Genomic DNA, 26,408 nt, shown 5'->3' with positions numbered 1-26,408 from the left:
ACGACCGGGGGGAACCCGGTCGTGACCTACCTCCGGACCCACACGAACCCGCCGGTCTTCCTGACCTCGGCGGTGCTGGTCGTGGCGTTCCTGGTGGTCGGCTCGGTGTTCACCGACGCCACCAGCACGGCGGCGAGCGCCGTGATGGACTTCATCGCCACCTACTTCGGCTGGTTCTACGTCCTGGCCGCCACCGGTTTCCTGGTCTTCGTGGTCGCGCTGATGGTCAGCCGCTACGGGAGGCTGCGGCTGGGCCCGGACGACTCGCGCCCGGAGTACCGGACCATCCCGTGGTTCGCCATGCTGTTCACCGCCGGAATGGGCATCGGCCTGGTGTTCTACGGCGTCTACGAGCCGGCCTACTACCTGGACCCGGCCAGCGGCAGCCCGATCGCCTCGACCGACCCGACGCAGCGGGCCACCGAGGCGATGAACTACACGATCTACCACTGGGGCCTGCAGCCGTGGGCGATCTACATCGTGCTCGGTCTCGCGATGGGCTACTTCTCCTTCCGCAAGGGTCTGCCGCTGCGCCCGGCGTCGGCGTTCTACCCGCTGTTCAAGGACAAGACCTTCGGCTGGCGCGGCAACCTGATCGACGTCCTGGCGGTGTTCGGCACCCTGTTCGGGCTGGCGACGTCGCTGGGCCTGGGCGCGCAGCAGGTCAACGCCGGGCTCTCCACCCTGTTCGGGGTGCCCGTCAACGCGACGGTGCAGATCGGGCTGATCGCCGCGATCACCGCGATCGCGGTGGTGTCGGTGATGGCCGGGATCGACAAGGGCATCCGCCGGCTCTCGGTGCTCAACCTGGGCCTGGCCCTGCTGCTGATGCTCGTCGTCTTCCTCTTCGGCCCGAAGCTGTTCATCCTCACCGGGCTGGCCGAGAACACCGGCTACTACCTGCAGAACCTCGTCGGCACCAGCTTCGAGGTGTTCAACCCCGGCACGGAGCCGGAGGCAGCGGCCTGGCAGGCGAGCTGGACGCTGTTCTACTGGGGCTGGTGGATGTCCTGGGCGCCGTTCGTCGGGATGTTCATCGCCCGGATCTCCTACGGCCGCACGGTGCGCCAGTTCGTCGGCGGGGCGTTGCTCGCCCCGGTCGGCGCGTCGATCACCTGGTTCGCGGTGCTCGGCGGTTCGGGGCTGTTCTACGAGATGAACGGCACGACCGACATCGCCGGGTCGCCCGCCGAGCAGTCGCTGTTCCTGCTGCTGCAGGCCCTGCCGATCCCGGAGATCCTCTCGGTGCTCGCGTCGGTGCTCACGATCGTCGTGGTGGTGCTGTTCTTCGCGACGTCGTCGGACTCGGGCTCGCTGGTGGTCGACATGCTCACCAACGGCGGTGACCCGAACCCGCAGCGGGCCCAGCGGTTCTTCTGGGCGGTCACCGAGGGCGCGGTGGCGGCCGTGTTGCTGGGGATCGGCGGGGAGACCGCGCTGCAGGCCCTGCAGGCGGCGTCGATCACCGCCGGGCTGCCGTTCGCGGTCGTCCTGATCCTCATGTGCGTGGGGCTCTACAAGGCGTTCCAGGACGAACCGCTCGCCGCCGCCCCGACCGCGGCGCGGATGGCCACCCGGGAGGCCCGGGAGCACGACGACACGGAGGGCGAGCCCGTCGAACCCACCGCGACCGCCACGTCCGCGACCGACCGCTAGACAGGAGGTACACCCGTGGCACCCAGCCGCAAGAGCTCCGGCAACCCGTTCCGGGGGGTCGTCGACATCATCAGCGAGATGAACCGGATGTCGGAGCGGATGACCGAGTCCCGCTCGTCGGCCGCGACCCCGCCGCGCGGGCACAGCGACGCGTGGAACCCGACCACCGACATCCTGGCGGTCGGCTCCGACCTGCTGATCCGTTGCGAGCTGGCCGGGGTCGTCGCCGACGACCTGGAGATCAGCCTGTCGCACGGCACCCTGACCATCGTCGGGGAGCGCCGGCACGGACCGGAGACCGCGGAGGACTTCTACGTCCAGGAGCGTCACTACGGTCGCTTCCGCCGCGACATCACCCTGCCCGAGGGGGTGCGCGACGAGCACCTCGACGCCGAGCTGCGCGACGGGGTGCTCGAGGTCGTGGTGCGCGGCGCGGCCGACGCCTCGGGCCCGTCCCGTATCGAGGTGCGGTCGGGAGGAGGCGGCGCGGCCGCGGTGCGCCGCTCGTGAGCCGCTGATCCCGGCCGCGGCGGGGTCGGTTCACCGCCGCTGCGGACCCGGGTCCTCGATGCGCTCCAGCAGTGGGGCGATGCGGTGCCGCACGAGCCGCCGCATCACCAGCGAGGTCGTGGTGCGCTCCACCCCGTCGGTGGCCAGCAGCTGCCCGGCGATGCGGTAGAGGTCGTCGGCGTCCCGGGCGACGACCTGGCACAGCAGGTCGGCCTCGCCCGAGAGCCCCAGCACCTCGACGACCTCGGGCACCCGCTCCAGCGCGTCGGCGACCTCGGCCAGGCGCCGCTGCACGAGCTGCACCGAGACGAACGCGGTGAGCGGGTAGCCCAGCGCCGCCGGGTCGATCCGCCGCTCGAACGAGCCGAGCACCCCGCGCGCCTCCAGTCCGGCCAGCCGGGCCTGCACGGTGTTGCGCGAGATCCCCAGCCGTTGCGCGAGCGCCAGCACCGACGCGCGCGGTGACTCGGTGAGGGCCTGGAGCAGACGGGCGTCGGTGGGGTCCACGCCGGGCATTCTGCCCCATCGAGCGCGTGTCGCGAGCAGAATGCACGTCAGATCGAGTCTGGGTTGTGCACACGGCCGCCCGGTGGTGCAGTACGGGGATGAGTGACGACGTCCTGCGCACCATCGAGCAGCGGGTGCTGTGGCTGGCGACCGCGATCGTGCACCACGCCAACCGGGTGCGGCCCAACCCGAGCGGGCTGAAGGTCGGCGGGCACCAGGCGTCGAGCGCGTCGATGGTGACGATCATGACCGCGCTGTGGTTCGAGCACCTGCGCCGTGAGGACCGGGTGTCGGTCAAGCCGCACGCCTCGCCCGTCCTGCACGCGATCAACCACCTGCTCGGCGAGCTGCCCGCGGCGAAGCTGGAGACGCTGCGCGAGTTCGGCGGCCTGCAGAGCTACCCCAGCCGCTCCAAGGACCCCGACCCCGTCGACTACTCCACCGGCTCGGTCGGCATCGGCGCGACCGCCCCGATCTGGGGCGCGATCGCCCGCCGCTACGTCCGGGCCGGCGAGGGCCGCCAGTACTCCCTGGTCGGCGACGCGGAGCTGGACGAGGGCGCCTGCTGGGAGGCCGTCCTCGACCCGATGGTGGCCGAGCTGGGCGAGGTCGTCTGGATCGTCGACCTCAACCGCCAGAGCCTCGACCGCGTCGTCCCCAACATCGGGGCCACCCGCCTGCAGGGCATGTTCGACGCCGCGGGCTGGCAGGTCCTCACCGTCAAGTACGGCGCCCTGCTGGAGGAGCTGTTCACCCGCCCCGGGGGCGACGTGCTGCGCGCCCGGATCGACGAGATGCCCAACCCGGAGTACCAGCGGCTCCTCCGCTGCACCCCCGCCCAGCTGCGCGAACGGCTGCCGGGGGAGGACACGAAGCTGGCCGAGCTGGTCTCCGGCCTCGACGACGCCACGCTGCACGCCGCGCTGCGCAACCTCGGCGGCCACGACCTCGGCGCCCTGCGCACCGCCTTCGCCGCGATCGACGACACCCGGCCCACGGTGATCTTCGCCTACACCGTCAAGGGGTACGGCCTGGCCAGCGAGGGCCACCCGCAGAACCACTCCTCGCTGCTCACCCACGAGCAGTTCGCGGAGCTGGCCGACGCGGTCGGCGCCGACGCCGACGCGCCGTGGACGCCGCTGCCCGCCGGCCCCGCCGCCGAGCTGTGCGCGCAGGTGGGGGAGCGGCTGCGCCGCGAGCCCGTCACCGTCGCCGCGGTGCCGCCGCTGCCCGCCGACATCGGCCGCACCCCGTCGGGCACGGCCACCACGCAGGCCGCGCTGGGCCGCGCGCTGCTCGACCTCACCCGCGCCGCCCCGGAGGCGGCCAAGCAGGTCGTGACGCTGTGCCCGGACGTGTCGAGCTCGACGAATCTGGGCGGCTGGGTCAACAAGGTGGGGGTGTGGGCCGCGCGCGAGCAGGTCGACTGGTTCGCCGACGACCCCGAGACGATCCTGCACTGGCGCGAGCGCCCCGACGGCCAGCACCTGGAGCTGGGCATCGCGGAGACGAACCTGGTCGGGCTGCTGGGCGAGATGGGCGCCACGTGGAGCCGCTGGGGCACGCCGCTGCTGCCGATCGCGGTGCTCTACGACCCGTTCGTCGAGCGCGCGCTGGAGCCGTGGTCGTTCGGCATCTACGCGGGTGGTCAGTCGATCCTGGTCGGGACGCCGTCCGGGGTCGCGCTCGCGCCGGAGGGCGGGGCGCACCAGTCGATCACCACCCCGTCGGTGGGTCTGGAGCAGCCCGACTGCACGAGCTACGAGCCCGCGTTCGCCATCGACGTCGAGTGGACCCTGCTGGCGTCGCTGGCGCGGCTGGGCCGCCCCGGCGGCCGCTCGGCCTACCTGCGGCTGTCGACGCGGCCGGTCGACCAGTCGCTCGCCGCGGTCCCCGCCGACCCGGCCGCCCGGGAGCGCCGCAGGCGCCAGGTCGTCGCCGGGGCCTACCCGCTGCGGCGCGCCGCGTCCACCCCCGCGGTGACGATCGCCGTGACGGGCGCGGTCGTGCCCGAGGCGCTGGCCGCGGCGGGGCGACTGGAGGCCCAGGGCCACCCGTGCGACGTCGTCTGCGTGACCAGCCCGGGCCTGGTGTTCGACGCCGTGCAGGCCCGCGCCGGCCACGGCGACGCCGACACCTGGATCCTCGACGCCGCGTTCCCCGCCCGCCGGGCGGCGCCGCTGGTGACCGTGCTCGACGGCCACCCGCACACGCTGGCGTTCCTCGCCGGGATCAACCGGGTCCCGGCCACCCACCTGGGTGTCTCGCGGTTCGGGCAGTCGGGCGACCTGGAGTCGGTGTTCCGCCACCACGGCCTCGACGCCGACAGCATCGTCGCGGCCGCGCTGGACGTGGTGGAGTAGCGGATCAGTCGGGGACGACGGGGCCGGGGCCCGCGTCCCCGTCACCCTTCTCGTCGTCCTGGTCGGCGAGGAACTTCTCCACCTCGGCGGCCAGCTCGTCGGCGCTGGGCAGCTCGCCGGACAGGCCCATGCCGCCCCGCTCGCCGCGGCCGGAGGACACCGTGTCGTACTGCCGCTCCAGCGCCTGGACGACCTGCGCGACCTCCTCCGACGCCGCCACCTGCTCGGCGATCTCCGCCTCGGCCCGCTCGGCGGCGGCCGACAGCGACTCGGTGGGCAGGTACAGCCCGGCGGCGAGCCCGACGTGGTCGAGCAGCACGCGCGCGGCCTGCGGGTACTCCGACCGCGCCAGGTAGTGCGGCACGTGCACGGCGAAGCCCATCGCGTCGTGCCCGGCCTCGCCGAGCCGGAACTCCATCAGCGCCACGGCGCTGCCGGGGACCTCCGCGGTGGCGAACCAGGCCTCGTGCCCCTCGGTCAGCTCCGGGCGGGTGCCGTGCACGGTGACGCCGATCGGGCGGGTGTGCGGCACGGCCATCGGGATGGCGGTGAGGTTGATCACCAGGCGGACGCCGAGACGCCGCACGAGCTGCTCGACGGCGGCGGCGAAGCGCTCCCACTGGCTGTCCGGCTCGGGGCCCGAGAGCAGCAGGTACTGCGTCTCGCCGGTGTCGGTGAGCGCGACGATGTCGAGCTCCGGGCCGTGGTAGGCGGCCCACCGGTCGGTCTCGAAGCGCAGCGGCGGGCGGCGCGACCGGTAGTCGACGAGCTGGTCGACGTCGAAACGGGCGACCGTGCGCGACGCGCTGCCGCTGGTCTCCAGCGCCTCCAGGGCCAGGCGCCCGGCGTTGCCGGCGTCGACGAAACCGTCCAGCGCCACGATCAGCACCGGCGCCTCCGGTGCCGGGGCGTCGTCCACGATCTCGTACAGCTCGGCCGGTTCCTGCACCGCGCACCTCTCCTTCTCGCGTCGTGGGTCCACCCGCACAACGTGAACCTGCCCGCACAGCATCCCGTTCCGGACGGCGATCGCGCACCATGGGTGGGACATGGACGCGCTCGCCCCCACCCCGACACCGGCACAGACACCCTCCCGCCGCATCTGGGCCGTGTGGGTGGTCGCACTGTCGGCCTATCTCGTCGGGGTCATGCACCGCACCTCGTTCGGCGTCGCCGGGCTGGAGGCGGCCGACCGGTTCGCCGCCCCGCCCGCCGTGCTCTCCGGGTTCGTGGTGCTGCAGCTGCTGGTCTACGCGAGCCTGCAGATCCCGGTCGGGGTGCTGCTCGACCGGTTCGGGGCGCGGCGGCTCGTCGTCGTCGGGGCGCTGACGATGGCGGCCGGGCAGGTCGCGCTGGCCCTGGCCACGACCCTGCCGCTGGCCATCGCGGCGCGCGTGCTGGTCGGCACGGGCGACGCGCTGACGTTCATCAGCGTGCTCGCCGTCGTCACCGCGTGGTTCCCGCCCCGGCGCGTGCCGCTGATGACGCAGCTGACCGGCCTGCTCGGCCAGCTCGGCCAGGTGCTCTCCGCGATCCCGCTGGCCGCGCTGCTCTACGGGCCGGGATGGACGCCCGCGTTCCTCTCCGCGGCGGCGCTCGGGGTGTTCGTGGCGGTCGCGGTGCTGCTGGTCGTCCGCAACCGCCCGCCGGGGGCCGCCCCGCCGCCGCCCGCGCCCTCGCCGCGGGAGATCGTCGACGGGCTGAAGAAGTCCTGGCGCGAGCCGGGCACCCGCCTCGGGCTCTGGACGCACATGGGCACGCAGTTCTCCGGCACCGTGTTCGCGCTGCTGTGGGGTGTGCCCTACCTCGTCGCGGGTCAGGGGCTGGGCGCCGGGCAGGCGAGCGCGCTGCTGGCGCTGTTCGTCGGCGTCGGGATCGTGGCGGGCCCGCTGTTCGGGGAGTTCACCGCCCGGCACCCGCTGCGCCGTTCGTGGCTCGTGCTCGCCGTCATCGGGGTGACGGCCGGGACGTGGACGGTCGTGCTGGCCGTGCCGCCGCCCGCGCCGGGCTGGCTGCTGGTGGCGCTCGTCGTCGTGCTGGCCCTCGGCGGCCCCGGCTCGATGATCGGCTTCGACTACGCGCGCACGTTCAACCCCGGACACCGCCAGGGCACCGCGGTCGGGATCGTCAACATCGGCGGGTTCCTGGCGTCGCTGCTGGTGGCGCAGGCCGTGGGGGTGGTGCTCGGGCTCAGCGCGGGCGGCTACTCGCCCGAGGCGTTCCGGGTGGCCTGGACCGTGCAGTACGCCGTCTGGGCCTTCGCGACGGTCGGGATCCTCGTCGCCCGCCGCCGGGCCCGGCGCAAGCTCGCCGCGGACGGCGTGGTGGTCCCCCCGCTGCGCGAGGTACTGGCCCGCCGCCGTCGCTGAGGATCCGTCCCGTCGGACGGGTCCGGGTGGACGGGCTCCGGGCGCGGGCTCGTGTCGGGACGCGGTGGGTGCGCGGTACCGTCGCCGACCCGAACTCCGTCACCCGAAAGTGACAACGCTTATCATCTGCGGTCTGGCAGTGTCGGGCGAGTGAGGGGAGGCCGGGTGCGCATCGCGTTCGTCGGCAAGGGCGGCAGCGGGAAGACGACGTCGGCGGCGGTGTTCAGCCGGTACCTCGCCGAGCGCGGGCACCCGGTGCTGGCGATCGACGCGGACATCAACCAGCACCTGGGCCAGGCGCTCGGCCACGACGGCCCACCGCCCCGCGCGCTGGGCTCGGACCTGCGCTGGCTCAAGGACCACCTGCGTGGCACCAACCCGCGCATCGCCTCCGCCGACACCATGATCAAGACGACACCGCCGGGCGCCGGGTCCCGGATGCTCGACCTCGACCCCGCGGGGGAGCTGCTCGCGCGGTACTCCGTGCAGGTCGGCGACGTGCGGCACCTGGTCACCGGCGAGTTCGACGAGGCCGACATCGGGGTGTCCTGCTACCACTCCAAGACCGGAGCGGTCGAGCTCTACCTCAACCACCTGCTCGACGGGCCCGGCGAGTACGTCGTCGTCGACATGACGGCGGGGGCCGACGCCTTCGCGTCCGGCCTGTTCACCCGCTTCGACCTGACGGTGCTGGTCAGCGAGCCGACGCGGCGCGGGGTCGGGGTGTTCCGGCAGTACGCCGAGCACGCCGCGGGGCACGGCGTCGCCCTCGCGGTGCTGGGCAACAAGGTCGCCGACGACGCCGACGTCGCCTACCTGCGCGAGCACGTCGGCGACGCGCTGGTCGGCTGGTTCGGGCAGTCGGGATGGGTGCGTGCGGCCGAGCGGGGGGCCGTCGAGCCCGTCTCGGCGCTGGAGCCCGCCAACCTCGCGGCCCTGGACGCGGTGCACGCCGCGCTCGACGCGCGCGCCCGCGACTGGGCCGCCTACCACCGCGGCACCGTCGAGTTCCACCTGCGCAACGCCCGCGCGTGGGGCAACCGGGCCGCCGGCACCGACCTCGCCGCCCAGATCGACCCGGACTTCCTGCCCGGGCCCGCACCGGTTCCGACCCCCTAGGAGAGACATGTCGCTCGACGTCCCCACCCCCGTGCTCGACGCCGCCGCCCGCGGCGAGCTGACCGACGCGCAGTTCGTCGCCGTCGTCCGGGACTCGCTGCCGTACGCCTGGGAGACGATCTCGACCGCCGTGGCGGACCAGGCCCCGGGCAAGCCGTTCGGCGAGCACGAGGTGCCCCCGCCCTCGGAGCAGGAGCGCGGCCAGCTGCTGCGGGCCCTGGCCAGCAACGCCATCCGCGGCGCGCTGGAGCGCCACTTCGGGGTGGTGCTGGCGTTCCAGAACTGCCACCGCGTCGCTGCGTTCGCGCCCGCCGACGTCGACGGGGCGACCTACCGGGAGTTCATCAGCCCCCGCGGCCAGGTCCTCAACCAGAGCCCGGAGCTGCGCGACTGCTGACCCGGCTCTCGCCCGCCTGAATTGCAGGAAGGCCACCTTCACGCAGCTAGGTTGCGTGAAGGTGGCCTTCCTGCAATCGGACGGGGCCCTGCGGGGCGGGGCCGGGCGGGGCCTACTCGGCGAGTAGGCGGTAGATGGTCTTGCGGGCCTCGGTCAGGGCCGCGGTGGCCGCGGTGACCTGCTCCGGGGTGCCGGCGCCGAGCACCTGCTGGGCCGCGGCGTGCAGCTGGCCGAGCTGGTCCCACAGCTCACCGGCCTCGCCGTCGGCCCACTCGTCGGCGCTGCGGCCGACCTGCTCCCACACCGCGTCGAGCTCGGCGCGGTGCTCGGCGACGTAGGTCGTGCCGGCCGCGGTGAGCGAGACGACCCGTCGGCCGTCGGCCTTCTCGACCGTCGCCAGGCCCTCGTCCTCGAGCTGGGAGATGGTGGGGTACACCGACCCGGGGCTCGGGCGCCAGGCGCCGCCGGAACGCTCGGCGATCTCCTGGATGATCTCGTAGCCGTGCCGCGGCTGCTCGGCGAGCAGGGCCAGCACGGCGGCGCGGATGTCCCCGCGCGAGGTGCGGCGGCCGCGCCGTCCGCCGCGCGGCCCGCCGAAGGGGCCGCCGGGGAACGGGCCGCCGCGCCCGAAGCCGGGGCCGAACCCCGGTCCGAACCGCGGGCCGCCGTGGCGCCGGCCGCGGGGACCGCCGTGGCGGTGCGGGCCCTCGGGCTCGCCGTCGACGGCGAAGGGGTGGGGGTGCGGGGGTCGTCCCCGGAACCGTGGGGTGTGCATGTCGTGTCTCCTGACGGTGGGCGAGCCTCCTGCTCCGATAGCACTGAGTCGCTCGTGTGCCATCACGATATATCGCAACTGTTCGGCCAACACTGTGTGCTGCGTCACACGGAAGGTGCTACTCGGCCCAGCGGGGCGAGGTGGTGCGCGGCGGGGTGAGCGCCGCCGGGACGCGCACCAGGTGCGGGGCCCCGCTCGCGACGGCCGCGGCGAGCGGCGCGCGCAGCTCCGCCGTCGACCCCACCGCCGTGGCGGCCAGCCCGAACGCCGCGGCGAGTGCGGGCAGGTCGGGTGTCACCAGGTCGACGCCGCGCTCGGGGTGCCCCGCGCGGCGCTGGTCGTAGCGCAGCATCCCGTAGCCGCCGTCGTCGACGACGAGGACGGTGACCGGCAGCCGCTCCTGCACCAGTGTCGCCAGCTCGCCGAGCGCCATCATCAGCCCGCCGTCGCCGCAGACCGCGATCACCGGGTGCCCGGCCGCCGCGGCGCCGAGTGCCGCGGGCAGGCCGAAGCCCAGCGTGCCCCAGCCGACGGGGTAGGCCAGCCGCCGCGGGCCGGGCGCGGAGGCGTAGCCGCCGACCCAGTAGCCGGCCACGGCCATGTCGCAGACCAGGACGGTGTCGGCGGTCCGGGCGTGCTCGACGGCGTCGAGCAGGTGCAGGGCGTCCGCGGTGGCCGGGTCGCGGCGCAGCCGGTCGAGCACCGTCGCGCGCATCCCGGTCGGTGCCCAGGCCGGGGCGGCCGGCACCCGCGCGGCCAGGCCGGCCAGCGCGGCGTCGAGCGGGCCGGTGACGGTGGCGTCGGGCGCCCACTCCGGGGGGTCGGGCGGCGGCGCCGCCTCGACGACGACGAGCCCGGCCGGGCGGGGCATGGTCCAGTTGCGGGTGTTCATGCCGTCCAGGTCGCCGCCGACGGCGAGCAGGACGTCGGCCGCGGCGATCAGCGCGGCGGGCTCCGGCTCGTGCGGGGGCAGGCCGACCGCGGCCGGGTGGGCGGTCGGTGGCACCCCGCGCCCCCGGAAGCTCGCGACGACCGGCGCGCCGAGCCGGGTGGCGAGCGCGGCGACGGCGTCGGCGTGGTCGGCCGCGTCGCCGCCCGCCCAGAGCACGACCCGGGCCCCGGACAGCACGGCGGCGGCGTCGTCGAGCCCGGTCACCGGGACGTCGGACGGGGCGGACGGCGACGGCGTCGGCGCGGCCGGCTGCCCCAGCACGTCGGCCGGCACGTCGAGGTAGACGGGACCGCGCGGGTGCGCGAGCGCGGTCTCGGCCGCCCGCCCGGCCACCGCCGCGACCTCCGCCGGGGTGCGCGGGGTGAACACGGCCTTCGCGAGCGGGGCGAACAGCGCGGCCTGGTCGCGCGACTCGTGCAGCACCCCGCGCACCCGCCCGGCCCGGCGCAGGGTCTGCGGGATCTCGGAGGCCACCAGCAGGACGGGGGAGCGGGCCGCCGCGGCCTCACCGAACGCCGCCACCGCGTTGGCCGCGCCGGGACCGGTCGTCACCACCGCCGCGCCGAGGCGCCCGGTCGTGCGGGCCCAGCCGTCGGCGGCGTACACCGCGGCCTGCTCGTGGCGCACCACCAGCGGCGCCGCCCCGGCGTTCCAGAACGCCAGGTTGTGCACCCCGGGCAGCCCGAAGACGGTGCCCGCGCCGTGACCGCGGGCGACGTCGAGCACCTGGCCCGCGACCGTCGCCCGCTCGTCCACGGCCCGGGCTCAGCTCGCCGTGCAGGTGCGGGTGACGTAGTCCCGCACGCGGCGGCTCGCCGCGGAGTTCTCCGGGGTGTTCACCCGGGCGGTGAACTCGGCGTCGGCGGCCAGGGCCGCGCCGTCGCCGCCGTTGGCGACCAGCGCGTCGAGCTGCAGGTCGACGACGCCGACGTAGCGCTCGACGTCGGCGCGGATCTCGTCGGGGGCGCTCGCGAGCAGCTGGGCGGTGCCGGCCCGCACCGCGTCGGCGGTGTTCGTCAGCTCCTCGGCCGGGATCGCCTCGGCGGTGGGCGAGCTGAGCGGGGCGAGCGCGGCGTTGGTCGTGACCACGGCCGCGCAGAACGGCGACGGCGGGGCCGCGCGCTCCTGGGTGGCGTCGGGGCGGTCCCGGTCGGCGACCGACCCGCCGCAGCCGGCCAGGGCGAGGACCAGCAGGACTCCGAGCAGCGTGCGGTTCATGGTGCGCGCAGGATAGAGGGGGCCAGGTCAGGGGAACGTGTGGGTGCCCGCCGTCGTTGTGCCCGATGTGCCCACACTCGGACCGCGCCGCATCGCCGCCTTCACCGCGCTGTGGAAGGCCGTCACGCAGACCCGCCGCCCCGGCGCCCCGGGCCTGGCCGACCGGGTGCGCGCGCTGCCGCGGCTGGTCGCCGCCGCGGCCTCCGGGCGGTTCCCCGAGGCCCGCGGGCGGCTCCTGCTGATCGTGCTGGGGCTGGCCTACCTGGTGTCGCCGGTGGACCTGGTGCCCGAGCTGTTCCTCGGCCTGATCGGTCTCGGCGACGACGCGGTCGTCGCACTGTGGATCGGCGGGGCGTTCCTGTCCGAGACCGACCGCTTCCTGTCCTGGGAACGCACGGCGCGCGCGGGCAGCAGCCGACCGACGGTCATCGACCAGCCACCGCCGGACTGAGCCGATTGCGGCCGTCGTCACGGCGGCGGGTCCGGCGCACTGGTAGGAACCGCCCGTGGAGACGATGCGCGCGATCACACAGCGGACGTTCGGCGGCCCCGAGGTGCTCGTCCTCGGCTCGGCGCCGGTGCCCGAGCCGCTGCCGACCGAGGTCCGGGTCCGGGTGGCCGCGGCCGGGGTGAACCCCGTCGACTGGAAGACCCGCTCGGGTGCCGGGATGGCGAAGGTGTTCGGCGAGCCGCCGTTCACGGTGGGCTGGGACGTCGCGGGCACCGTCGACGCCGTCGGTCCGGGCGTCACCCGGTTCGCCGTGGGCGACCGGGTGTTCGGGATGCCGTGGTTCCCGCGGCAGGCCGGCGCCTACGCCGAGTTCGTGACGGCCCCGTCGCGGCACTTCGCCCACCGCCCCGCCGGGCTGAGCGAGGTGGCCGCCGCCGCGCTGCCGCTGGCCGGGCTCACCGCCTGGCAGTGCCTGGTCGACATCGCCGCGGTCCAGCCGGGTCAGCGGGTGCTCGTGCACGCCGCCGCGGGCGGGGTGGGGCACCTGGCGGTGCAGATCGCGAAGGCGCGCGGGGCGCACGTCATCGGCACCGCGTCCTCCGGCAAGCACGACCTGCTGCACGACCTCGGGGTCGACGAGGCCGTCGACTACCGGCGCGAGGCGTTCGAGCGCGCCGTCGAGCCCGTCGACGTCGTGTACGACCTGATCGGCGGCGAGGTCTCGCTGCGCTCGCTCGACGTGCTGGCCCCCGACGGCCTGATGATCTGCCTGCCCTCGGCGGCCGCGGCCGACGCGCTCGCCGCCGCCAGGGAGCGCGGGCTGCGCGCCACCGGCATGCTGGTCGAGCCCGACGGCGACGGGCTCGAGGACCTCGCCCGGCTGGTCGACCAGCGCAACCTGCGCGTCGTCGTCGCCGAGACGTTCCCGCTGGAGCGGGCCTCGCACGCCCACCGCGCGGGCGAGCTCGGCCGCACCACCGGCAAGCTGGTGCTGACGACCTGACCGCTCACCGCCCGGCGCCCGCCCGGACCTCCTCGACGGCCTGCCGCACGCGGTCGCGGATGCCGCGCAGTTCGGTGAGGTAGAACCAGTAGTCGGGGTGGGCACCGGTGAGCCGCTCCTGGGCGTTCTGCAGCCGCACCGACTGGGCGTCGAGCACCGGCCCGAACCGGTCGATCAGCCCACGGTCGACGACGAGCCGCTGGGCGTCGCGCACGACGAACCGGACGTCGGCGGCGTGGCGCGCGGGGTCGGCCCGCACGTCCCGCAGCTCGGCCAGCCGCTCGGTGACGGCGTCGGCGCGGCTCTCGGCGCGGGAGAGCTCGGTGCGCGCGGCGGCGATCCGGTCGGCGGCGTCGTCCCAGTCGCCCGCGTCGGCGAACGCCCGTGCCTGGGCCACGGCGACGTCGGCGGCGGCCAGGCAGGCCGACGCGCGCTCGTGGGCCCCCTCCAGGTCGCGGGAGCAGCGCTCGGAGAACTCCCGGCGCAGCGCCGACAGGGCGGGCTCGATGCGCTCGGTGCGGGTCTGCGCGGCGGAGCGGCGGGTGGCGACGCTGGTGAGCGACGTGCGCACGGTGGCCGCGGTGCGCGGGGCGTCCAGGGCCAGCGTGCGGGCCTCGCGGGCGAGCTCGAGGGTGCGGGCGATCGCGTCGCGGCGCTCGCGCAGGCCGGGGGAGTCGAGGCGGGCCGCGGACCGCTCGGCCTCGGCGAGCCGTTCCTGCGCCCGGCGCGACCGCACCCCCGACCCCTCCACGGCACCCCGGGCGTCGACCAGGGCGACCCGCGCCTCGTGGACGGCCGCGGGCAGCCCGGTGACCAGGTGCGCGGCCTCGTCGAGGACCCGCCCGTGGGTCGACCGGAAGCGGCGGATCGCCTCGCGGGCGCGTTCGATCTCGGCGGTGGCGCGCTCGTCGGCGGTGTGCGTCGCGCGCCCCGGCGGGGTGTCGGTGGTGGCGGCGAGGTAGGCCTCGGTGGCGTGGTCGCCCAGCGCCGCGACCTGCGCCCAGGACTCCCGCAGCCGCCGCGGTGACCCCAGCTCCTCCGCGGCGTCGACGGCCGTGGCCGCGGCCCGCTGCTCGTCGTCGAGGGCGAGGAAGGCCTGGGTCGCGGCGTTGCGGGCGGCCAGGGCGCGGTCGTCGGGTGCCGCGTCCGGGGCGCCGCGGTCGGACCATCGGAACAACCTGGCTCCCCTCCGTGCCGGGACACCGTCCAACCTACCCGCCTACGATGATCGCGTGCCGGACTTCCCGCGTGACGGCGTCGTCGCCGTCGTCAAGCGCGACTGCCCCACCTGCCGCCTCGTCGAGCCGGTGCTGGCGCAGCTGGCGGGGGTCGTCGTGTACAGCCAGGACGACCCGGCGTTCCCGCCCGGCGCCCGCGACGACACCGACCTGGCGGCCAGCCTCGCGCTGGGCGTCGAGACGGTGCCGACGCTCGTGCGGTTCGCCGCGGGCGCGGAGGTGGCGCGCACCGAGGGCTGGCTGCGCCCGGCGTGGGAGGAGCTCACCGGGGTCGACGGGCTGGGCGCCGGGCTGCCCGAGCACCGCCCCGGCTGCGGCTCGCGCACGCAGGACCCCGAGCTGGCCGACGAGCTGCTGGTCCGCTCCCGCGGCCACACGCTCGCCTCGCGGGCGGTGGAGCTGACGGCCCTGGAGGACGAGGCCGAGGCGCTGTTCGACCGCGGCTGGAGCGACGGCCTGCCGGTGGTGGCCCCGACGCAGGCCCGGGTGCTGCGGATGCTCGACGGCACGTCCCGGGCCCCGGACGAGGTGGTCGCCGTGGTGCCGCCGAACCTGGTGCCGGTCACCGTGGAGAAGGTGGCGGTCAACGCGGTGCTGGCCGGCTGCCGCCCGGAGTACCTGCCGGTCGTGCTGGCCGCGGTCGAGGCCGCGTGCACCGACGAGTTCAACGCCCACGGCCTGCTCGCCACCACCTGGGGCGCGGGGCCGGCGATCGTCGTCAACGGGCCCGTCGCCGCGGAGATCGGGCTCAACTCCGGCGGCAACGCCCTGGGCCAGGGCACCCGCGCCAACTCCACGATCGGCCGGGCGCTGCAGCTGGTGATCCGCAACGTCGGGGGCGGGCGGCCCGGCGGGGTCGACCGCGCCACCCTGGGTCACCCCGGCAAGACCGGGTTCTGCTTCGCCGAGGACGAGGCCGGCTCGCCGTGGGAGCCGCTGTCGGTCTCGCGCGGGGTCGCGCCGGGGGTCTCGGCCGTCACCGTCTTCGCGGCGGAGGGCCCGCGCGGGATCGCCGACCAGATCTCGCGGACCCCCGACTCGCTGGCCCGTTCGTTGGCCGCCGGGCTGCGCACGGTCGCGCACCCGAAGCTGGTGATGGGTTTCGACGCCACGCTGGTCGTCTGCCCCGAGCACGCCCGGGTGTTCGCCGCCGCGGGCTGGTCGCGCGCCGACCTGGAGGGCGCGCTCGCCGAGGCCCTCACCCTCGACCCGGCGGAGATCGTGCGCGGGGCGGGCGGCATCGAGGAGGGCGTGCCGGCGGCCCGGGCGACGGCGCCGCTGCCGAAGTTCCGCCCCGGTGGTCTGATGATCGTGCACGCCGGCGGGGGAGCCGGGATGTTCTCGGCCGTGATCGGCGGCTGGGTCGGCGGCGCCGCCGGCTCCACGCCCGTGACCAGGGAGGTTCGTCCATGATCGTGCTGGACCCGACCGACGAGAGCGCGTCGGCGCACCGGGAGGCGATCGCCCGCCCGGCGACGCTCGACGGGGCGCGGGTGGGGCTGCTCGACATCTCCAAGCCCCGCGGAGACGTCTTCCTCGACCGGCTGGAGGCGCTGCTCGCACAGCGCGGGGTGGCCGTGCGGCGCTACGTCAAGCCGACGTTCGCCAAGCCGATGCCGCCGGACCTGCGCCGCGAGATCGCCGCCGAGTGCGACGTGGTGATCTCCGCGCTCGCCGATTGAGGCTCGTGCACGTCGTGCAGTGTGCACGACTTCGCCGCCCTGGAGGCCCGGGGTGTGGTGGCCGCGTTCTGCGCGTCCACCGAGTTCGTCGACGCGAGCGCCGCCCAGGCCCGGGCGCTGGGCTACCGGGAGGTGCCCGCGGTGTTCGTCCCGCACCCGATCCAGGACCGCACCGACGACGAGACCCGCGCGCTCGCCGACGCCGCGCTGGACGCGGTGCTCGCGGCCGTGACCACGGGCGGCCCCGCCCGGTGAGGAGGGGCCGCCCGGGGCGTCACTGCTCGAAGACGGGGGTGATCGTCGCGCGGCCCAGGGTGTGGCCGAACAGGTTGAAGCCCAGGAACGCCGGGGTGGCGTCGGCGGGGACGCCCAGGCTCTCCACGTCGACGGCGTGCACCACGACGAAGTAGCGGTGCGGGCCGTGGCCCTCCGGCGGGGCCGCACCGATGTAGCCGGCGAAGCCGCCGTCGTTCTTGAGCTGCACCGCACCGGCCGGGAGGTTGGCCCCGCCCTGGTCGCCCGCGCCCGCGTCGAGCGAGGTGACCGAGACGGGGATGTCGAACGCGGCCCAGTGCCAGAAGCCGGACGCGGTGGGGGCGTCGGGGTCGTAGACGGTGACCGCGAAGCTCTTCGTGCCCTCCGGGAAGCCCGACCAGCTCAGCTGCGGGGAGCGGTCCTCGCCGCCGGGCACGCCGAACGCGCCGCTGGTGTGCGGCGCGGGCAGGGTCTTGCCGTCCTCCACGTCGGTGCTGGTGACGGTGAAGGCGGGCACCTCGGGGAGGAAGGTGTACGGATCGGCGGGGGTCGCCATGTGCTGCTCCTTCGCGGGTCGGTGTACGGGACACAACCTAGTTGCGGGCAGGGGTGTTCCGCTGGTCGGAACGCCGTGGTTCCCCCACGTCGCACCACGCGCCAGTGTGGACCCATGAGCTCAGGACGCGTGCCCGCCGCGATCGTCGGACCGGGCAACATCGGCACCGACCTGCTGGCGAAGCTGCAGCGCAGCGACGTCCTCGACGTCCGGTACGTGGTGGGGGTCGTCGAGTCCGACGGGCTGGCCCGCGCCCGCGACCAGGGCATCGCGGCGAGCGCGGAGGGAGTCGACTGGCTGCTGCGCCAGGACCCGCTGCCGCAGATCGTGTTCGAGGCCACCTCGGCCGCGGCCCACGTCGCCAACGCCCCGCGCTACGCCGAGGCCGGGATCCAGGCCGTCGACCTGACCCCCGCGCACCTCGGGCCGATGGTCTGCCCGCCGGTGAACCTGCACGACCACCTCGACGCCCCCAACGTCTCCATGATCACCTGCGGCGGCCAGGCCACGATCCCGATGGTGCACGCGGTCTCCCGCGTCACCCCGGTGCCCTACGCCGAGATCGTGGCGTCGGTGTCGTCACGCTCGGCGGGGCCCGGCACCCGGGCGAACATCGACGAGTTCACCCACACCACCTCCGGCGCGGTGAGCGAGGTCGGCGGCGCGGAGCGGGGCAAGGCGATCATCATCCTCAACCCGGTCGAACCGCCGATGATCATGCGCGACACGGTGTTCTGCATGATCGGCCCCGACGCCGACCACGACGCGATCACGCGGTCGGTCCACGAGATGGTGGCCGACGTGCAGGAGTACGTGCCCGGCTACACGCTGCGCGCCGAGCCCCAGTTCGACGACCCGCGCGCGTCGTGGCGGGGGAACGGGCGGGTGGCGGTGTTCCTGGAGGTCAAGGGCAACGGCGACTTCCTCCCGGAGTACGCCGGGAACCTCGACATCATGACCGCGGCGGCCGCCCGGGTGGGCGAGCTGATGGCGGCCCGGAAGCTGGAGGTGCCGGCATGAGCCGCCCCGATCTCGCCCACGACGTCCGCCTGGTCGACACCACGCTGCGCGACGGCAGCCACGCCATGGCGCACCAGTTCACCGAGCAGCAGGTGCGCGACACCGTCCGCGCCCTGGACCGCGCGGGCGTCGGCGTCATCGAGGTGAGCCACGGCGACGGCATCGGCGGGTCGAGCTTCAACTACGGCTTCTCCCACACCGACGAGATGACGCTGATCGCCGCGGCCCGCGAGGAGGCGCGGCAGGCGAAGATCGCCGTGCTGCTGGTGCCCGGCATCGGCACCGTCGACGACCTCAAGCGCGCCCGCGACGCCGGCGCCGACATGGTGCGGGTGGCCACCCACTGCACCGAGGCCGACGTCTCCCCGCAGCACTTCCAGGCCGCCCGCGACCTGGGCATGGAGACCGCCGGGTTCCTCATGATGGCCCACCGGACGCCGCCGGAGGACCTGGCGAAACAGGCCCGGATCATGGTCGACGCCGGCTGTCAGGCCCCGTACTGCACCGACTCGGCGGGCGCGCTGCTCATGCACGAGGCGCGGGCCCGGTTCGAGGCGCTGGTCGCCGAGGTGGGCGACGAGGCGTGGGTCGGCTACCACGGCCACCAGAACCTCAGTTTCGGCGTGGCCAACTCGGTGATCGCCCAGGAGGTCGGCGTCCGCTACATCGACGGCTCGCTGTGCGCGCTCGGCGCGGGCTCGGGCAACTCGCCGACCGAGGTGCTCGCCGCGGTGTTCGACCGGCTCGGCGTCTCCACCGGCGTCGACCCCATGGCGTTGATCGACGCGGCCGAGGACGTGGTCCGGCCGTACCTGCCGCGCTGGCCGAAGATGGACCGCAACGCGATCGTGCAGGGCTGGGCCGGGGTGTACTCCTCGTTCCTGCTGCACGCCGAGACCGCGGCCGAGCGCTACAAGGTGCCCGCGCACGCGATCCTGCGCCGGTGCGGGGAGATCGGCCTGGTCGGCGGCCAGGAGGACATGATCATCGATGTGGCGATCCAGCTCGCCGCGGAGGGCGAGCGATGACCCACTTCGGACACGTGATCGACGGCGAGGAGATCACCCCCGGCCCGACGTTCGAGTCGGTCGACCCGTGGACCCGGCTGCCGTGGGCCACGGTGGCCCTCGGCGGCGCGGCCGAGGCCGACCTCGCCGTCACCGCGGCGCGCCGGGCCTTCGACGAGGGCCCGTGGCCGCGGATGGGTTTCGCCGAGCGCGGCGCGCTGCTGCACCGCCTCGCCGACCTGGTCGAGGAGCACGCCGAGGAGCTGGCGCTGGCCGACTCCCGCGACATGGGCAAGCCGCTGGCCGACGCGCTGGGCAAGGACGTGCCGCGCACCGCCCAGAACTTCCGCTTCTTCGCCGACCACGCCCGCCTGGCCATGGCCGAGACGCTGCCGATGGACACCGGCCACCACGCCTACACCCGCTACGAGCCCGCGGGCGTCGTGGCGGCGATCGCGCCGTGGAACTTCCCGCTGATGCTGGAGTCCTGGAAGGTCGCACCCGCGCTGGCCTGGGGCAACACCGTCGTCCTCAAGCCCGCGGAGGACACCCCGGCCAGCGCCACGATCCTGGCCCGGCTCGCGCTGGAGGCGGGCATCCCGCCCGGCGTGCTCAACGTCCTGCACGGCTACGGTCCCGAGTCGGCGGGCTCCGCGCTCACCGAGGACCCGCGCGTCGACCGGATCACCTTCACCGGCGAGTCCGGCACCGGGCGGGTCATCACCGGCGTCGCGGCGCGCAACCTCACGCCGGTCAGCCTGGAGCTGGGTGGTAAGGGCGCCAACCTGGTGTTCGCCGACGCCGACCTGGACAACGCGGTCGACTGGTCGATCAAGGCGATCTTCACCAACGCCGGGCAGGTCTGCCTGGCGGGCTCCCGGCTCTACGTCGAGCGGCCGATCCTCGACGAGTTCCTGGCCCGGTTCGTGGCTGCGGCGGAGAAGCTGGTGATCGGTGACCCCCGCGACCCGGCCACCCAGATCGGACCGCTGGCCTCGCGGACGCACTACGAGAAGGTGCGCGGCTACGTCGAGAACAGCGCCGGCAAGATCCTGACCGGTGGCCTCGGCGAGGGCTGGACGGTCCGGCCGACCGTCGTCGTCGACGCCCCGGCCGACTCGCCGATCATGTGCGAGGAGGTGTTCGGACCCGTCGTCACGGTGACACCGTTCGACACCGAGGACGAGGCCGTGCGGGTCGCGAACGACTCGCCCTACGGCCTGAACGCGATGGTGTTCACCGAGAACCTCTCGCGCGCGCACCGCGTCTCGGCGCGGCTGCGGGCCGGCACGATCTGGACCAACTGCTTCTTCGTGCGCGACCTGCGCGCCCCCTTCGGTGGCTTCGCCGACTCCGGGTGGGGACGCGAGGGCGGCAACTTCAGCCGGGAGTTCTTCACCGAACCCAAAGCCGTGGTGATGGCGATCCGCGGGTAGACCGTTCGACGCAGCCGATCGGGGCAGATGGCTCCACGGGCCCGGCGGTGCCATGATCGGCCCATGGCGGCGTTCGTCGGTCGGGACCGGGAGCTGGCGGTCCTGGCCGAGCACCTCGCCCTGGCCCGCGCGGGCCGCTCGCAGGTGGTCGTCGTGGAGGGCGACCCCGGCACCGGGAAGACCGCGCTCGTGCAGGCCTTCCTCGACGGGCTCGACCCGGGCGCGGGCGTGCTGCGCGCCGGCGGGGAGGAGGCCGAGCAGCTGGTCTCCTACGGCGTCGTCGAGCAGCTGGCCCGCGCCGTCGAGCGGGTGGGGGTGGCCGGGCCGCCGCTGCCCGTGCGCCCGGCCGACGAGCCACCCGTCGTCGGGGCCGCGCTGGTCGGGCTGCTGGACCGGCTCCGCGGGCACGACGGGCCGGTCGTGCTCGTGGTCGACGACGGGCACTGGGCCGACGTGCCGTCGGTGCAGGCGCTGGTGTTCGCCCTGCGCCGGCTCGGGTCCGACCGCGTGCTCACGCTCCTCGCCACCCGGCCGAAGGACGGCGGGCGCGTCGACCGGGTGCGCGCACTGGCCTCGGGGGAGCGGGGGCGGACGCTGCGCCTGGGCGGGCTCGGCGTGGCCGGGCTGGTCGCGCTCGGCCGGGCGATGGGGGCCGGTGAGCTGCCGCTGCCGGCGGCACGGCGGCTCCGGGCGCACACCGACGGTGTCCCCCTGCACGCGAGGGCGCTGTTCGAGGAGGTCGACCCGGCCGTCCTGCGGGCGGGGGAGGGCCCGCTCCCGTCACCGGCGTCCTACGCGGTGCTGGTGCTGGGCCGGCTCTCCCAGTGCCCGCCGGGCGCACGCGCGGTCGTGGCCGCGGCCGCGGTGCTCGGGGAGCGCTGCCGCCTGGCCGACGCCGTCGACCTGGCCGGGGAGGACGGGGCCGGGGTGGTGGCCCCGGCCGTCACCGCGAAGCTCCTGACGACGCTCCCGGCCCCGGACGGCACCGCGCTGCGCTTCCCGCACGCGCTGATCCGGGCGGCGGTCTACCACGACCTGGACCTGGCCGCCCGGATGGCGCTGCACGCCCGCGCCGCCCGGATCGTCGCCTCGCCGGACGAGGCGCTGCGCCACCGGGTCGCGGCGGCCGGTGGCAGCGACCCCGGGCTCGCCGCGGAGCTGCGCGCGGCGGCCAGGGCCCAGGTCGAGGGCGGCGAACGGTCCCGCGCGGCGGCCACGCTGATCTCCGCGGCCGGGCTGTTCCCCGAGCCTGCCGAGCGCCACCGCAGCCTGCTGGAAGCGGTCGAGCTGCTGATGCTCGCGGGCGAGCGCTCGCGGGCCACCGAGCTGGCCCGCGCGGTGCCCGGCAGCGGATCGGCGCACGAGAGCTTCGTACGCGGCCTGCTGGCGTTCACCGCGGGACGCACGGCCGAGGCCGAGCAGCTGCTGCTGGCGGCGTGGTCGGCCGCGGACGGGGCGGACCCGGGGTTCCGCGCCGGGGTCTGCGACGCGCTGTGCCACCTCTACTACCTGCAGCTGCGCGCCGCGGAGTCGATCGAGTGGGGCACCCGGGCCCTCGAGGTCGACCCGCACCAGTCGGTCTCGTTCGTCACCAGCCTGGCCCTGGCCGGGCGCTCCATCGCCCCCACCGAGCAGCTCGCGACGGCCGTGGCGCGCGGGGCCCGGCTGCTGTGGACCGAGGACCACGCGGGGGCGCGCACGGAGCTGTCGCACGCGGTCACCGCACTCCGCGCGGGCGGCATGTTCGTGGCGAGCCTGCATGCCCAGGGCTACCTCGCCCTGACCCAGCACCGGATGGGCGCCTGGGACGGCGCGGTCGCCGACGCGTCGGAGGCCGTCGCGCTCGCCGAGGACGCCGAGCAGGACTGGATGCTGGCCCGGCTGCACTCCTACGCCGCGATGCCGCACGCGGCGCGCGGCGAGTGGGAGCGGGCCGACGCCCACGTCGCCTCCGCGACGGCCGCCGCCGCCGCGACCGGCCTGCCGCTGGACCGGGTCGGGGCCACCGTGGCGGCCGCGAACGTCGCCGACGCCCGGGGCGCCCACGCCCGGGTGGTGGAGCTGCTCGGACCGCTCGCCGACCGCGCCGCGGGCCGGGCCGGGGAACCGGGCGTGTCGAACTGGCCGTGCATGCTCGCCGACGCCCTGCTGCACCTGGGCCGCCTCGACGAGGCCGACGGCGTCCTCGCCCCGTTCGAGAGCCGCGCCGGGCAGCTCGGCCGCCGCGTCGCGCTGACCGCGGCGTGTCGGGTCCGTGGCCGGCTCCAGGCCGCCCGCGGCGACGTCACGGGGGCCGAGCGCGCGCTGCGGGCCGCGGCCGCCCACGCCCGTGCCGCCGGCAGCGGGATCGACGTCGCCCTCACCGCGCTGGCCCACGGGGCGGTGCTGCGGCGGTCGGGCCGCCGGCGCGCCGCGGCCGAGGCGCTGGCCCCGGCCCGCGCGGTGTTCGAGCGGCTCGGTGCCCGCCCGGCTCTGGAGCGCTGCGACGACGAGCTGGCGGCGTGCGGCCGTACCCGGAGCCCCCGGGCGGCCCGCGAGCCCGGCGCGCTCACCCCGCGGGAGCTGTGCGTCGCCCGCCTGGCGGCGTCCGGGATGAGCAACCCGGAGGTCGCGGCCGAGCTGATCGTCAGCCTGAACACCGTGGAGTTCCACCTGCGCAACGTCTACGCCAAGCTCGGGATCCGCTCGCGCGCCCAGCTCGCGGACCGCCTGGAGCGCCCGCTCCGTGGGGCGCTCCGTGGGGCCGACGGCGGCTGACCCGGCGCATCCCACGGAGCACCGTGGCGCGCCGCGGGCCGCGCGCTGCCAGGGTCGGTCCCGGCCGGGGTCACCCGGTGACCGAGGGGGCGGGCGTGGCGATGAACTGGGGCTCGGCCGGGTCACCGGGTCCCGGCCGCCCGTCGTACCGGGGGCTGGCGATGGCCACCGGCCGCGAGCCCGACACGACCGCCGAGTTCGAGACGCTCGCGACGGCGGAGCTGGCCCGGCTCGTACGGGCCGAGCGCGCGATGCTGCGGATCCGCTGGGGCGGGTTCGTGTTCGGGCTCGCCCAGGTCCTCACCTACTACCTGCCCTACCCGCCCGGGATGTTCGAGCTGGCGCTGGGGCTGCTCGCGCTGCTGGCCGTGGGCAACCTGGTCATCTGGCCGCTGATCCCGCGGATGACCACGGTGCGCCGGGCCCGGCGCGTCGGCGTGGCCGCGCTGGTCCTCAACGGCACCGTGTTCCTCGGGCTGGTCTTCGTCTTCACCTTCGACACCGAGACCGCGATCTGGGCGGTGCTCTACGTGCTGCCGATGGAGGCCGCGGTCCGGTTCCAGCTGCGCGGCGCGATGACGGCCATCGGCCTGCTCACCGTGGCGTACACGCTGCGCGAGGTGTTCGGCACGCTGGTCTACGGGCACCCGTTCCTGATCGTGTCGATCACCTTCCGGATGGGGATCGGCCTGATCATCGCCGTGGTCGCCGGGGTGATCGCGCAGAGCCTCACCCGCGACCGCGAGCAGCTCGCCGCGCTGAGCGCGATCACCCGGACGGTCGCGACGGCGTCGTCGCTGCAGGAGGTCCTCGACGGGGCGGCGCGGCGGCTCGCGGCCCTGTTCCGGGTGCGCTGGGCGGCGGTGGCGCTGTTCGACGACGCCGGGCGGCTGGTGGTCCGGGCCGACCACGCCGTCGACGGGCAGGCGCCCTCGCAGGTCGGGGTCGAGGTGCCGCTGACCGCGGGCGGGCCGGCGGAGCGGGCGGTCGCCCTGCGCCGCGCGGTCGCCGTGGCCGACCTCGACGCGGTGACGCTCGCCCCCGCCACCCGGGCCCTGCTGGCCGCTCGCGGGGTCCGCGGTTTCATGATCGCTCCGCTGCTCGGCCGCGGGGGGCACGTCGTCGGGATGGTGGTCGCGGAGTCGGTCGAGCGTCGCCGGGTGTTCTCCCCCGCCGAGCTGGCGCTGGCCGAGACCGTCGCCGGGCAGATCGCGGGGGCGATCGGGAGCACCCGGCTGCACGAGCAGGCGCAGCAGGCCCGGGCCGCGGCCGACGCGGCGAACGCGGCCAAGAGCGCGTTCCTGGCCAACATGAGCCACGAGATCCGGACCCCGATGAACGCCGTCATCGGGATGACCGAGCTGCTGCTCACCACCGACCTCGACGCCGAGCAGCGCGAGCTCGCCCGGGTGATCGAGCAGAGCGGCGACGGCCTGCTGACGATCATCGACGACATCCTGGACTTCTCGAAGATCGAGGCGGGACACCTGGAGCTGGAGGCGATGCCGCTCGACGTGCGTGACGGCGTCGAGGCGGCGCTGGACCTGCTCGCCCCGCGGGCGGCGGAGAAGGGCATCGAGCTGGTCGGCGACGTCGACCCCGGCGTGCCGCAGGCGGTGCTCGGCGACCCGACCCGGCTGCGCCAGATCCTGGTGAACCTCGTGGGCAACGCGGTGAAGTTCACCGCGCGCGGCGAGGTCGTGGTGACGGTGACGGCCGAGCCCGGCGGCCTGGCGGTCGAGGTCACCGACACCGGCCCGGGCATCCCGGCCGACCGGCTCGACCGGCTGTTCCGCTCGTTCAGCCAGGTCGACGTCTCCACCACCCGCCGCCACGGCGGTACCGGTCTCGGCCTGGCCATCTCCCGTCGGCTCGCGGAGCTGATGGGCGGGCGCGTGTGGGTCCGCAGCGAGGTCGGGCGGGGCACGACGTTCGGGTTCGCGGTGACGGCGCCGCCGGTCCCGGCCCCGGCCGTCGTGCCGCCCGCCGTCCTGGCCGGGCGCCGCGTCCTCGTCGTCGACGACAACGCGTCGAGCCGCCGGGTCCTCGCCGCGCAGTGCGCGCGGTGGGGGATGGTCGTCGAGGACACGGCGTCGCCGTCGGACGCGCTCGCGCGGGTCGCCGGCGGGGAGGTCCACGACGTCGCGCTTGTCGACCACGCCATGCCGGGGACGGACGGCGCCACCCTCGCCGCGCGGCTGCGCGAGCGCGGTGGCCCGCCGGTGGCCTGCCTGTCGTCGCTGGGTGGCACCCGCGACGGCGCCGCGGTCGCGGCCTGGCTCACCAAGCCGGTGAAGCGGGCCCGCCTCGCCGAGGTGCTCGCCACGCTGCTCGGGGCACCCGCCGGGTCGGCGGCGGCCCCGGGGCCCGCGGCAGTCCCGGCGCCCGCCGCCGCCCCGGGGCCCGGCCTGCGGCTGCTGCTGGCCGAGGACAACCCCGTCAACCGGATGCTCGCGCTGGCCATGCTCACGAAGCTGGGCCACACCGCCGACATCGCCACCACCGGGCGGGAGGTCCTCGACGCCGTCGCCGCCCGCCGCTACGACGCCGTGCTCCTGGACGTCCAGATGCCGGAGATGGACGGGTTGGAGGCGGCCCGCCGGATCCGCGCCGGCGCCGCCCGGGGCCCGTGGCTGGTCGCGGTCACCGCCAACGCGATGGACGGCGACCGCGAGATGTGCCTGGCCGCGGGTGTCGACGACTACCTGGCGAAGCCGATCCGGCTCGACGGCCTGGCGGCGGCCCTGCGCCGCGTCCCGGCTCCCGAACCCGCTCCGGCTCCCGAACCCGCTCCGGTCCCCGAGCTCGACCCGGCGGCGTTGACGGAGCTGGCCCGGTCCTTCGGGCCCGACGGGGCCGCGGTCGTCGCCGAGCTGGCCGCCGCCGCGGCCGACGAGCTGCCGAGGCTGGTGGCCCGGCTGCGGTCCGCCGACGCGGGGGAGGTCCGGACGGCCGCCCACACGCTGCGCCCCACCGCCGCGACCCTGGGTGCGGCCCGGCTGGCCGAGGCCTGCCGCGTGCTGGAGGGCGCCGCCGCGGCGGGGGGCGAGCGGGCCGCGCTCGTCGAGGAGATCGAGACGCGGGTCGCGGCGGTGCTGCGCGAGCTGCCGGCCGTCGAGCCGGCCGGGTAGAGGAGG

Annotated in this window: 22 protein-coding genes; 15 read left to right on the top strand and 7 right to left on the bottom strand. The window is 75.6% G+C overall.

What is annotated here, in order from left to right; translation table 11 throughout:
* The first annotated feature begins 21 nt into the window (after positions 1-21).
* Positions 22-1,656 carry a BCCT family transporter gene (locus tag PHY01_RS10355; RefSeq protein WP_246085819.1) on the top strand — a complete coding sequence of 545 codons (1,635 nt, stop codon included), beginning with the start codon at positions 22-24 and terminating at the stop codon, positions 1,654-1,656.
* A gap of 15 nt (positions 1,657-1,671) precedes the next feature.
* Positions 1,672-2,166: an Hsp20/alpha crystallin family protein gene (locus PHY01_RS10350; RefSeq protein WP_218030091.1), complete on the top strand. Its 495-nt coding sequence runs from the start codon at positions 1,672-1,674 to the stop codon at positions 2,164-2,166.
* A 30-nt stretch (positions 2,167-2,196) separates the two neighbouring features.
* On the opposite strand, the gene PHY01_RS10345 is transcribed toward PHY01_RS10350, so the two are convergent.
* A complete protein-coding gene (locus PHY01_RS10345) occupies positions 2,197-2,682 on the bottom strand; it encodes an Lrp/AsnC family transcriptional regulator (protein WP_141278358.1) in 486 nt (161 codons plus the stop codon).
* Between the two features lie 89 nt (positions 2,683-2,771).
* Here PHY01_RS10345 and PHY01_RS10340 point away from each other — a divergent pair, with 89 nt between their 5' ends.
* Positions 2,772-5,036: a thiamine pyrophosphate-binding protein gene (locus PHY01_RS10340; protein WP_141278357.1), complete on the top strand. Its 2,265-nt coding sequence runs from the start codon at positions 2,772-2,774 to the stop codon at positions 5,034-5,036.
* 4 nt (positions 5,037-5,040) lie between these two features.
* On the opposite strand, the gene PHY01_RS10335 is transcribed toward PHY01_RS10340, so the two are convergent.
* Positions 5,041-6,018: a proteasome assembly chaperone family protein gene (locus PHY01_RS10335; protein WP_246085818.1), complete on the bottom strand. Its 978-nt coding sequence runs from the start codon at positions 6,016-6,018 to the stop codon at positions 5,041-5,043.
* Between the two features lie 67 nt (positions 6,019-6,085).
* Here PHY01_RS10335 and PHY01_RS10330 point away from each other — a divergent pair, with 67 nt between their 5' ends.
* The 3 genes from PHY01_RS10330 to PHY01_RS10320 all read left to right on the top strand — a co-directional run bounded on the left by PHY01_RS10330 (position 6,086) and on the right by PHY01_RS10320 (position 8,921).
* A complete protein-coding gene (locus PHY01_RS10330) occupies positions 6,086-7,405 on the top strand; it encodes an MFS transporter (RefSeq protein ID WP_141278356.1) in 1,320 nt (439 codons plus the stop codon).
* Between the two features lie 165 nt (positions 7,406-7,570).
* The gene (locus PHY01_RS10325) at positions 7,571-8,524 is read left to right on the top strand and encodes an ATP-binding protein (protein WP_141278355.1); all 954 of its coding nucleotides are present in this window, start codon (positions 7,571-7,573) and stop codon (positions 8,522-8,524) included.
* A gap of 7 nt (positions 8,525-8,531) precedes the next feature.
* Positions 8,532-8,921, top strand: a complete 390-nt coding sequence (locus PHY01_RS10320; protein WP_141278354.1) for an SCO5389 family protein — start codon at positions 8,532-8,534, stop codon at positions 8,919-8,921.
* A 112-nt stretch (positions 8,922-9,033) separates the two neighbouring features.
* On the opposite strand, the gene PHY01_RS10315 is transcribed toward PHY01_RS10320, so the two are convergent.
* From PHY01_RS10315 to PHY01_RS10305, 3 genes are all read right to left on the bottom strand, one after another.
* Positions 9,034-9,696, bottom strand: coding sequence for a PadR family transcriptional regulator (locus PHY01_RS10315; RefSeq protein WP_141278353.1), 663 nt, complete (start codon positions 9,694-9,696; stop codon positions 9,034-9,036).
* Positions 9,697-9,814: 118 nt separating this feature from the next.
* Positions 9,815-11,404, bottom strand: a complete 1,590-nt coding sequence (locus PHY01_RS10310; RefSeq protein WP_246085817.1) for a thiamine pyrophosphate-binding protein — start codon at positions 11,402-11,404, stop codon at positions 9,815-9,817.
* 9 nt (positions 11,405-11,413) lie between these two features.
* Positions 11,414-11,866: a hypothetical protein gene (locus PHY01_RS10305; protein WP_141278352.1), complete on the bottom strand. Its 453-nt coding sequence runs from the start codon at positions 11,864-11,866 to the stop codon at positions 11,414-11,416.
* Between the two features lie 67 nt (positions 11,867-11,933).
* Between PHY01_RS10305 and PHY01_RS10300 the strand changes: the two genes are divergently transcribed.
* Positions 11,934-12,317 (top strand): YkvA family protein, encoded by a 384-nt coding sequence (locus PHY01_RS10300; RefSeq protein ID WP_141278351.1) that lies wholly within the window; start codon positions 11,934-11,936, stop codon positions 12,315-12,317.
* A gap of 64 nt (positions 12,318-12,381) precedes the next feature.
* The gene (locus PHY01_RS10295; RefSeq protein WP_141278514.1) at positions 12,382-13,320 is read left to right on the top strand and encodes an NADP-dependent oxidoreductase; all 939 of its coding nucleotides are present in this window, start codon (positions 12,382-12,384) and stop codon (positions 13,318-13,320) included.
* 4 nt (positions 13,321-13,324) lie between these two features.
* Here the strand turns inward: PHY01_RS10295 and PHY01_RS10290 are convergent, their stop codons facing one another.
* Entirely contained in the window at positions 13,325-14,497 is a 1,173-nt protein-coding gene (locus PHY01_RS10290; protein WP_141278350.1) for a hypothetical protein, read from the bottom strand.
* A gap of 55 nt (positions 14,498-14,552) precedes the next feature.
* Here PHY01_RS10290 and PHY01_RS10285 point away from each other — a divergent pair, with 55 nt between their 5' ends.
* A complete protein-coding gene (locus tag PHY01_RS10285) occupies positions 14,553-15,971 on the top strand; it encodes a thioredoxin family protein (RefSeq protein WP_141278349.1) in 1,419 nt (472 codons plus the stop codon).
* Positions 15,968-16,495, top strand: a complete 528-nt coding sequence (locus PHY01_RS27930; protein WP_281283617.1) for a UGSC family (seleno)protein — start codon at positions 15,968-15,970, stop codon at positions 16,493-16,495. Before PHY01_RS10285 ends, PHY01_RS27930 begins: the two co-directional genes overlap by 4 nt.
* 19 nt (positions 16,496-16,514) lie before the next feature.
* Here PHY01_RS27930 and PHY01_RS10270 read toward each other — a convergent pair whose 3' ends face one another.
* Positions 16,515-17,051 (bottom strand): YbhB/YbcL family Raf kinase inhibitor-like protein, encoded by a 537-nt coding sequence (locus tag PHY01_RS10270; RefSeq protein ID WP_141278346.1) that lies wholly within the window; start codon positions 17,049-17,051, stop codon positions 16,515-16,517.
* Positions 17,052-17,165: 114 nt separating this feature from the next.
* Here PHY01_RS10270 and PHY01_RS10265 point away from each other — a divergent pair, with 114 nt between their 5' ends.
* The 5 genes from PHY01_RS10265 to PHY01_RS10245 all read left to right on the top strand — a co-directional run bounded on the left by PHY01_RS10265 (position 17,166) and on the right by PHY01_RS10245 (position 26,402).
* Positions 17,166-18,071, top strand: coding sequence for an acetaldehyde dehydrogenase (acetylating) (locus PHY01_RS10265; RefSeq protein ID WP_141278345.1), 906 nt, complete (start codon positions 17,166-17,168; stop codon positions 18,069-18,071).
* Positions 18,068-19,099, top strand: a complete 1,032-nt coding sequence (gene dmpG, locus PHY01_RS10260; RefSeq protein WP_141278344.1) for a 4-hydroxy-2-oxovalerate aldolase — start codon at positions 18,068-18,070, stop codon at positions 19,097-19,099. The genes PHY01_RS10265 and dmpG overlap by 4 nt, the downstream gene beginning before the upstream one ends.
* Positions 19,096-20,514: an aldehyde dehydrogenase gene (locus tag PHY01_RS10255; RefSeq protein ID WP_141278343.1), complete on the top strand. Its 1,419-nt coding sequence runs from the start codon at positions 19,096-19,098 to the stop codon at positions 20,512-20,514. Before dmpG ends, PHY01_RS10255 begins: the two co-directional genes overlap by 4 nt.
* Positions 20,515-20,577: 63 nt before the next feature.
* Positions 20,578-23,271: an ATP-binding protein gene (locus tag PHY01_RS10250; protein WP_170183743.1), complete on the top strand. Its 2,694-nt coding sequence runs from the start codon at positions 20,578-20,580 to the stop codon at positions 23,269-23,271.
* Between the two features lie 77 nt (positions 23,272-23,348).
* Positions 23,349-26,402: a hybrid sensor histidine kinase/response regulator gene (locus tag PHY01_RS10245; protein ID WP_141278341.1), complete on the top strand. Its 3,054-nt coding sequence runs from the start codon at positions 23,349-23,351 to the stop codon at positions 26,400-26,402.
* Positions 26,403-26,408: the final 6 nt, after the last annotated feature.

The sequence above is a fragment of the Pseudonocardia hydrocarbonoxydans genome, assembly GCF_006539565.1.
GTDB classification, from domain to species: Bacteria; Actinomycetota; Actinomycetes; order Mycobacteriales; family Pseudonocardiaceae; genus Pseudonocardia; species Pseudonocardia hydrocarbonoxydans.
Note: the sequence above shows the minus strand (reverse complement) of the source record. Positions and strands in the feature narration are given on the sequence as shown.

Coding starts and splice junctions, on each gene's coding strand:
- PHY01_RS10345 (WP_141278358.1), bottom strand. CDS start 2,682: ATGCCCGGCGTGGACCCCACCGACGCCCGTCTGCTCCAGGCCCTCACC.
- PHY01_RS10315 (WP_141278353.1), bottom strand. CDS start 9,696: ATGCACACCCCACGGTTCCGGGGACGACCCCCGCACCCCCACCCCTTC.
- PHY01_RS10270 (WP_141278346.1), bottom strand. CDS start 17,051: ATGGCGACCCCCGCCGATCCGTACACCTTCCTCCCCGAGGTGCCCGCC.
- PHY01_RS10295 (WP_141278514.1), top strand. CDS start 12,382: ATGCGCGCGATCACACAGCGGACGTTCGGCGGCCCCGAGGTGCTCGTC.
- PHY01_RS10255 (WP_141278343.1), top strand. CDS start 19,096: ATGACCCACTTCGGACACGTGATCGACGGCGAGGAGATCACCCCCGGC.
- PHY01_RS10340 (WP_141278357.1), top strand. CDS start 2,772: ATGAGTGACGACGTCCTGCGCACCATCGAGCAGCGGGTGCTGTGGCTG.
- PHY01_RS10305 (WP_141278352.1), bottom strand. CDS start 11,866: ATGAACCGCACGCTGCTCGGAGTCCTGCTGGTCCTCGCCCTGGCCGGC.
- PHY01_RS10320 (WP_141278354.1), top strand. CDS start 8,532: ATGTCGCTCGACGTCCCCACCCCCGTGCTCGACGCCGCCGCCCGCGGC.
- dmpG (WP_141278344.1), top strand. CDS start 18,068: ATGAGCCGCCCCGATCTCGCCCACGACGTCCGCCTGGTCGACACCACG.
- PHY01_RS10250 (WP_170183743.1), top strand. CDS start 20,578: ATGGCGGCGTTCGTCGGTCGGGACCGGGAGCTGGCGGTCCTGGCCGAG.
- PHY01_RS10330 (WP_141278356.1), top strand. CDS start 6,086: ATGGACGCGCTCGCCCCCACCCCGACACCGGCACAGACACCCTCCCGC.
- PHY01_RS10265 (WP_141278345.1), top strand. CDS start 17,166: ATGAGCTCAGGACGCGTGCCCGCCGCGATCGTCGGACCGGGCAACATC.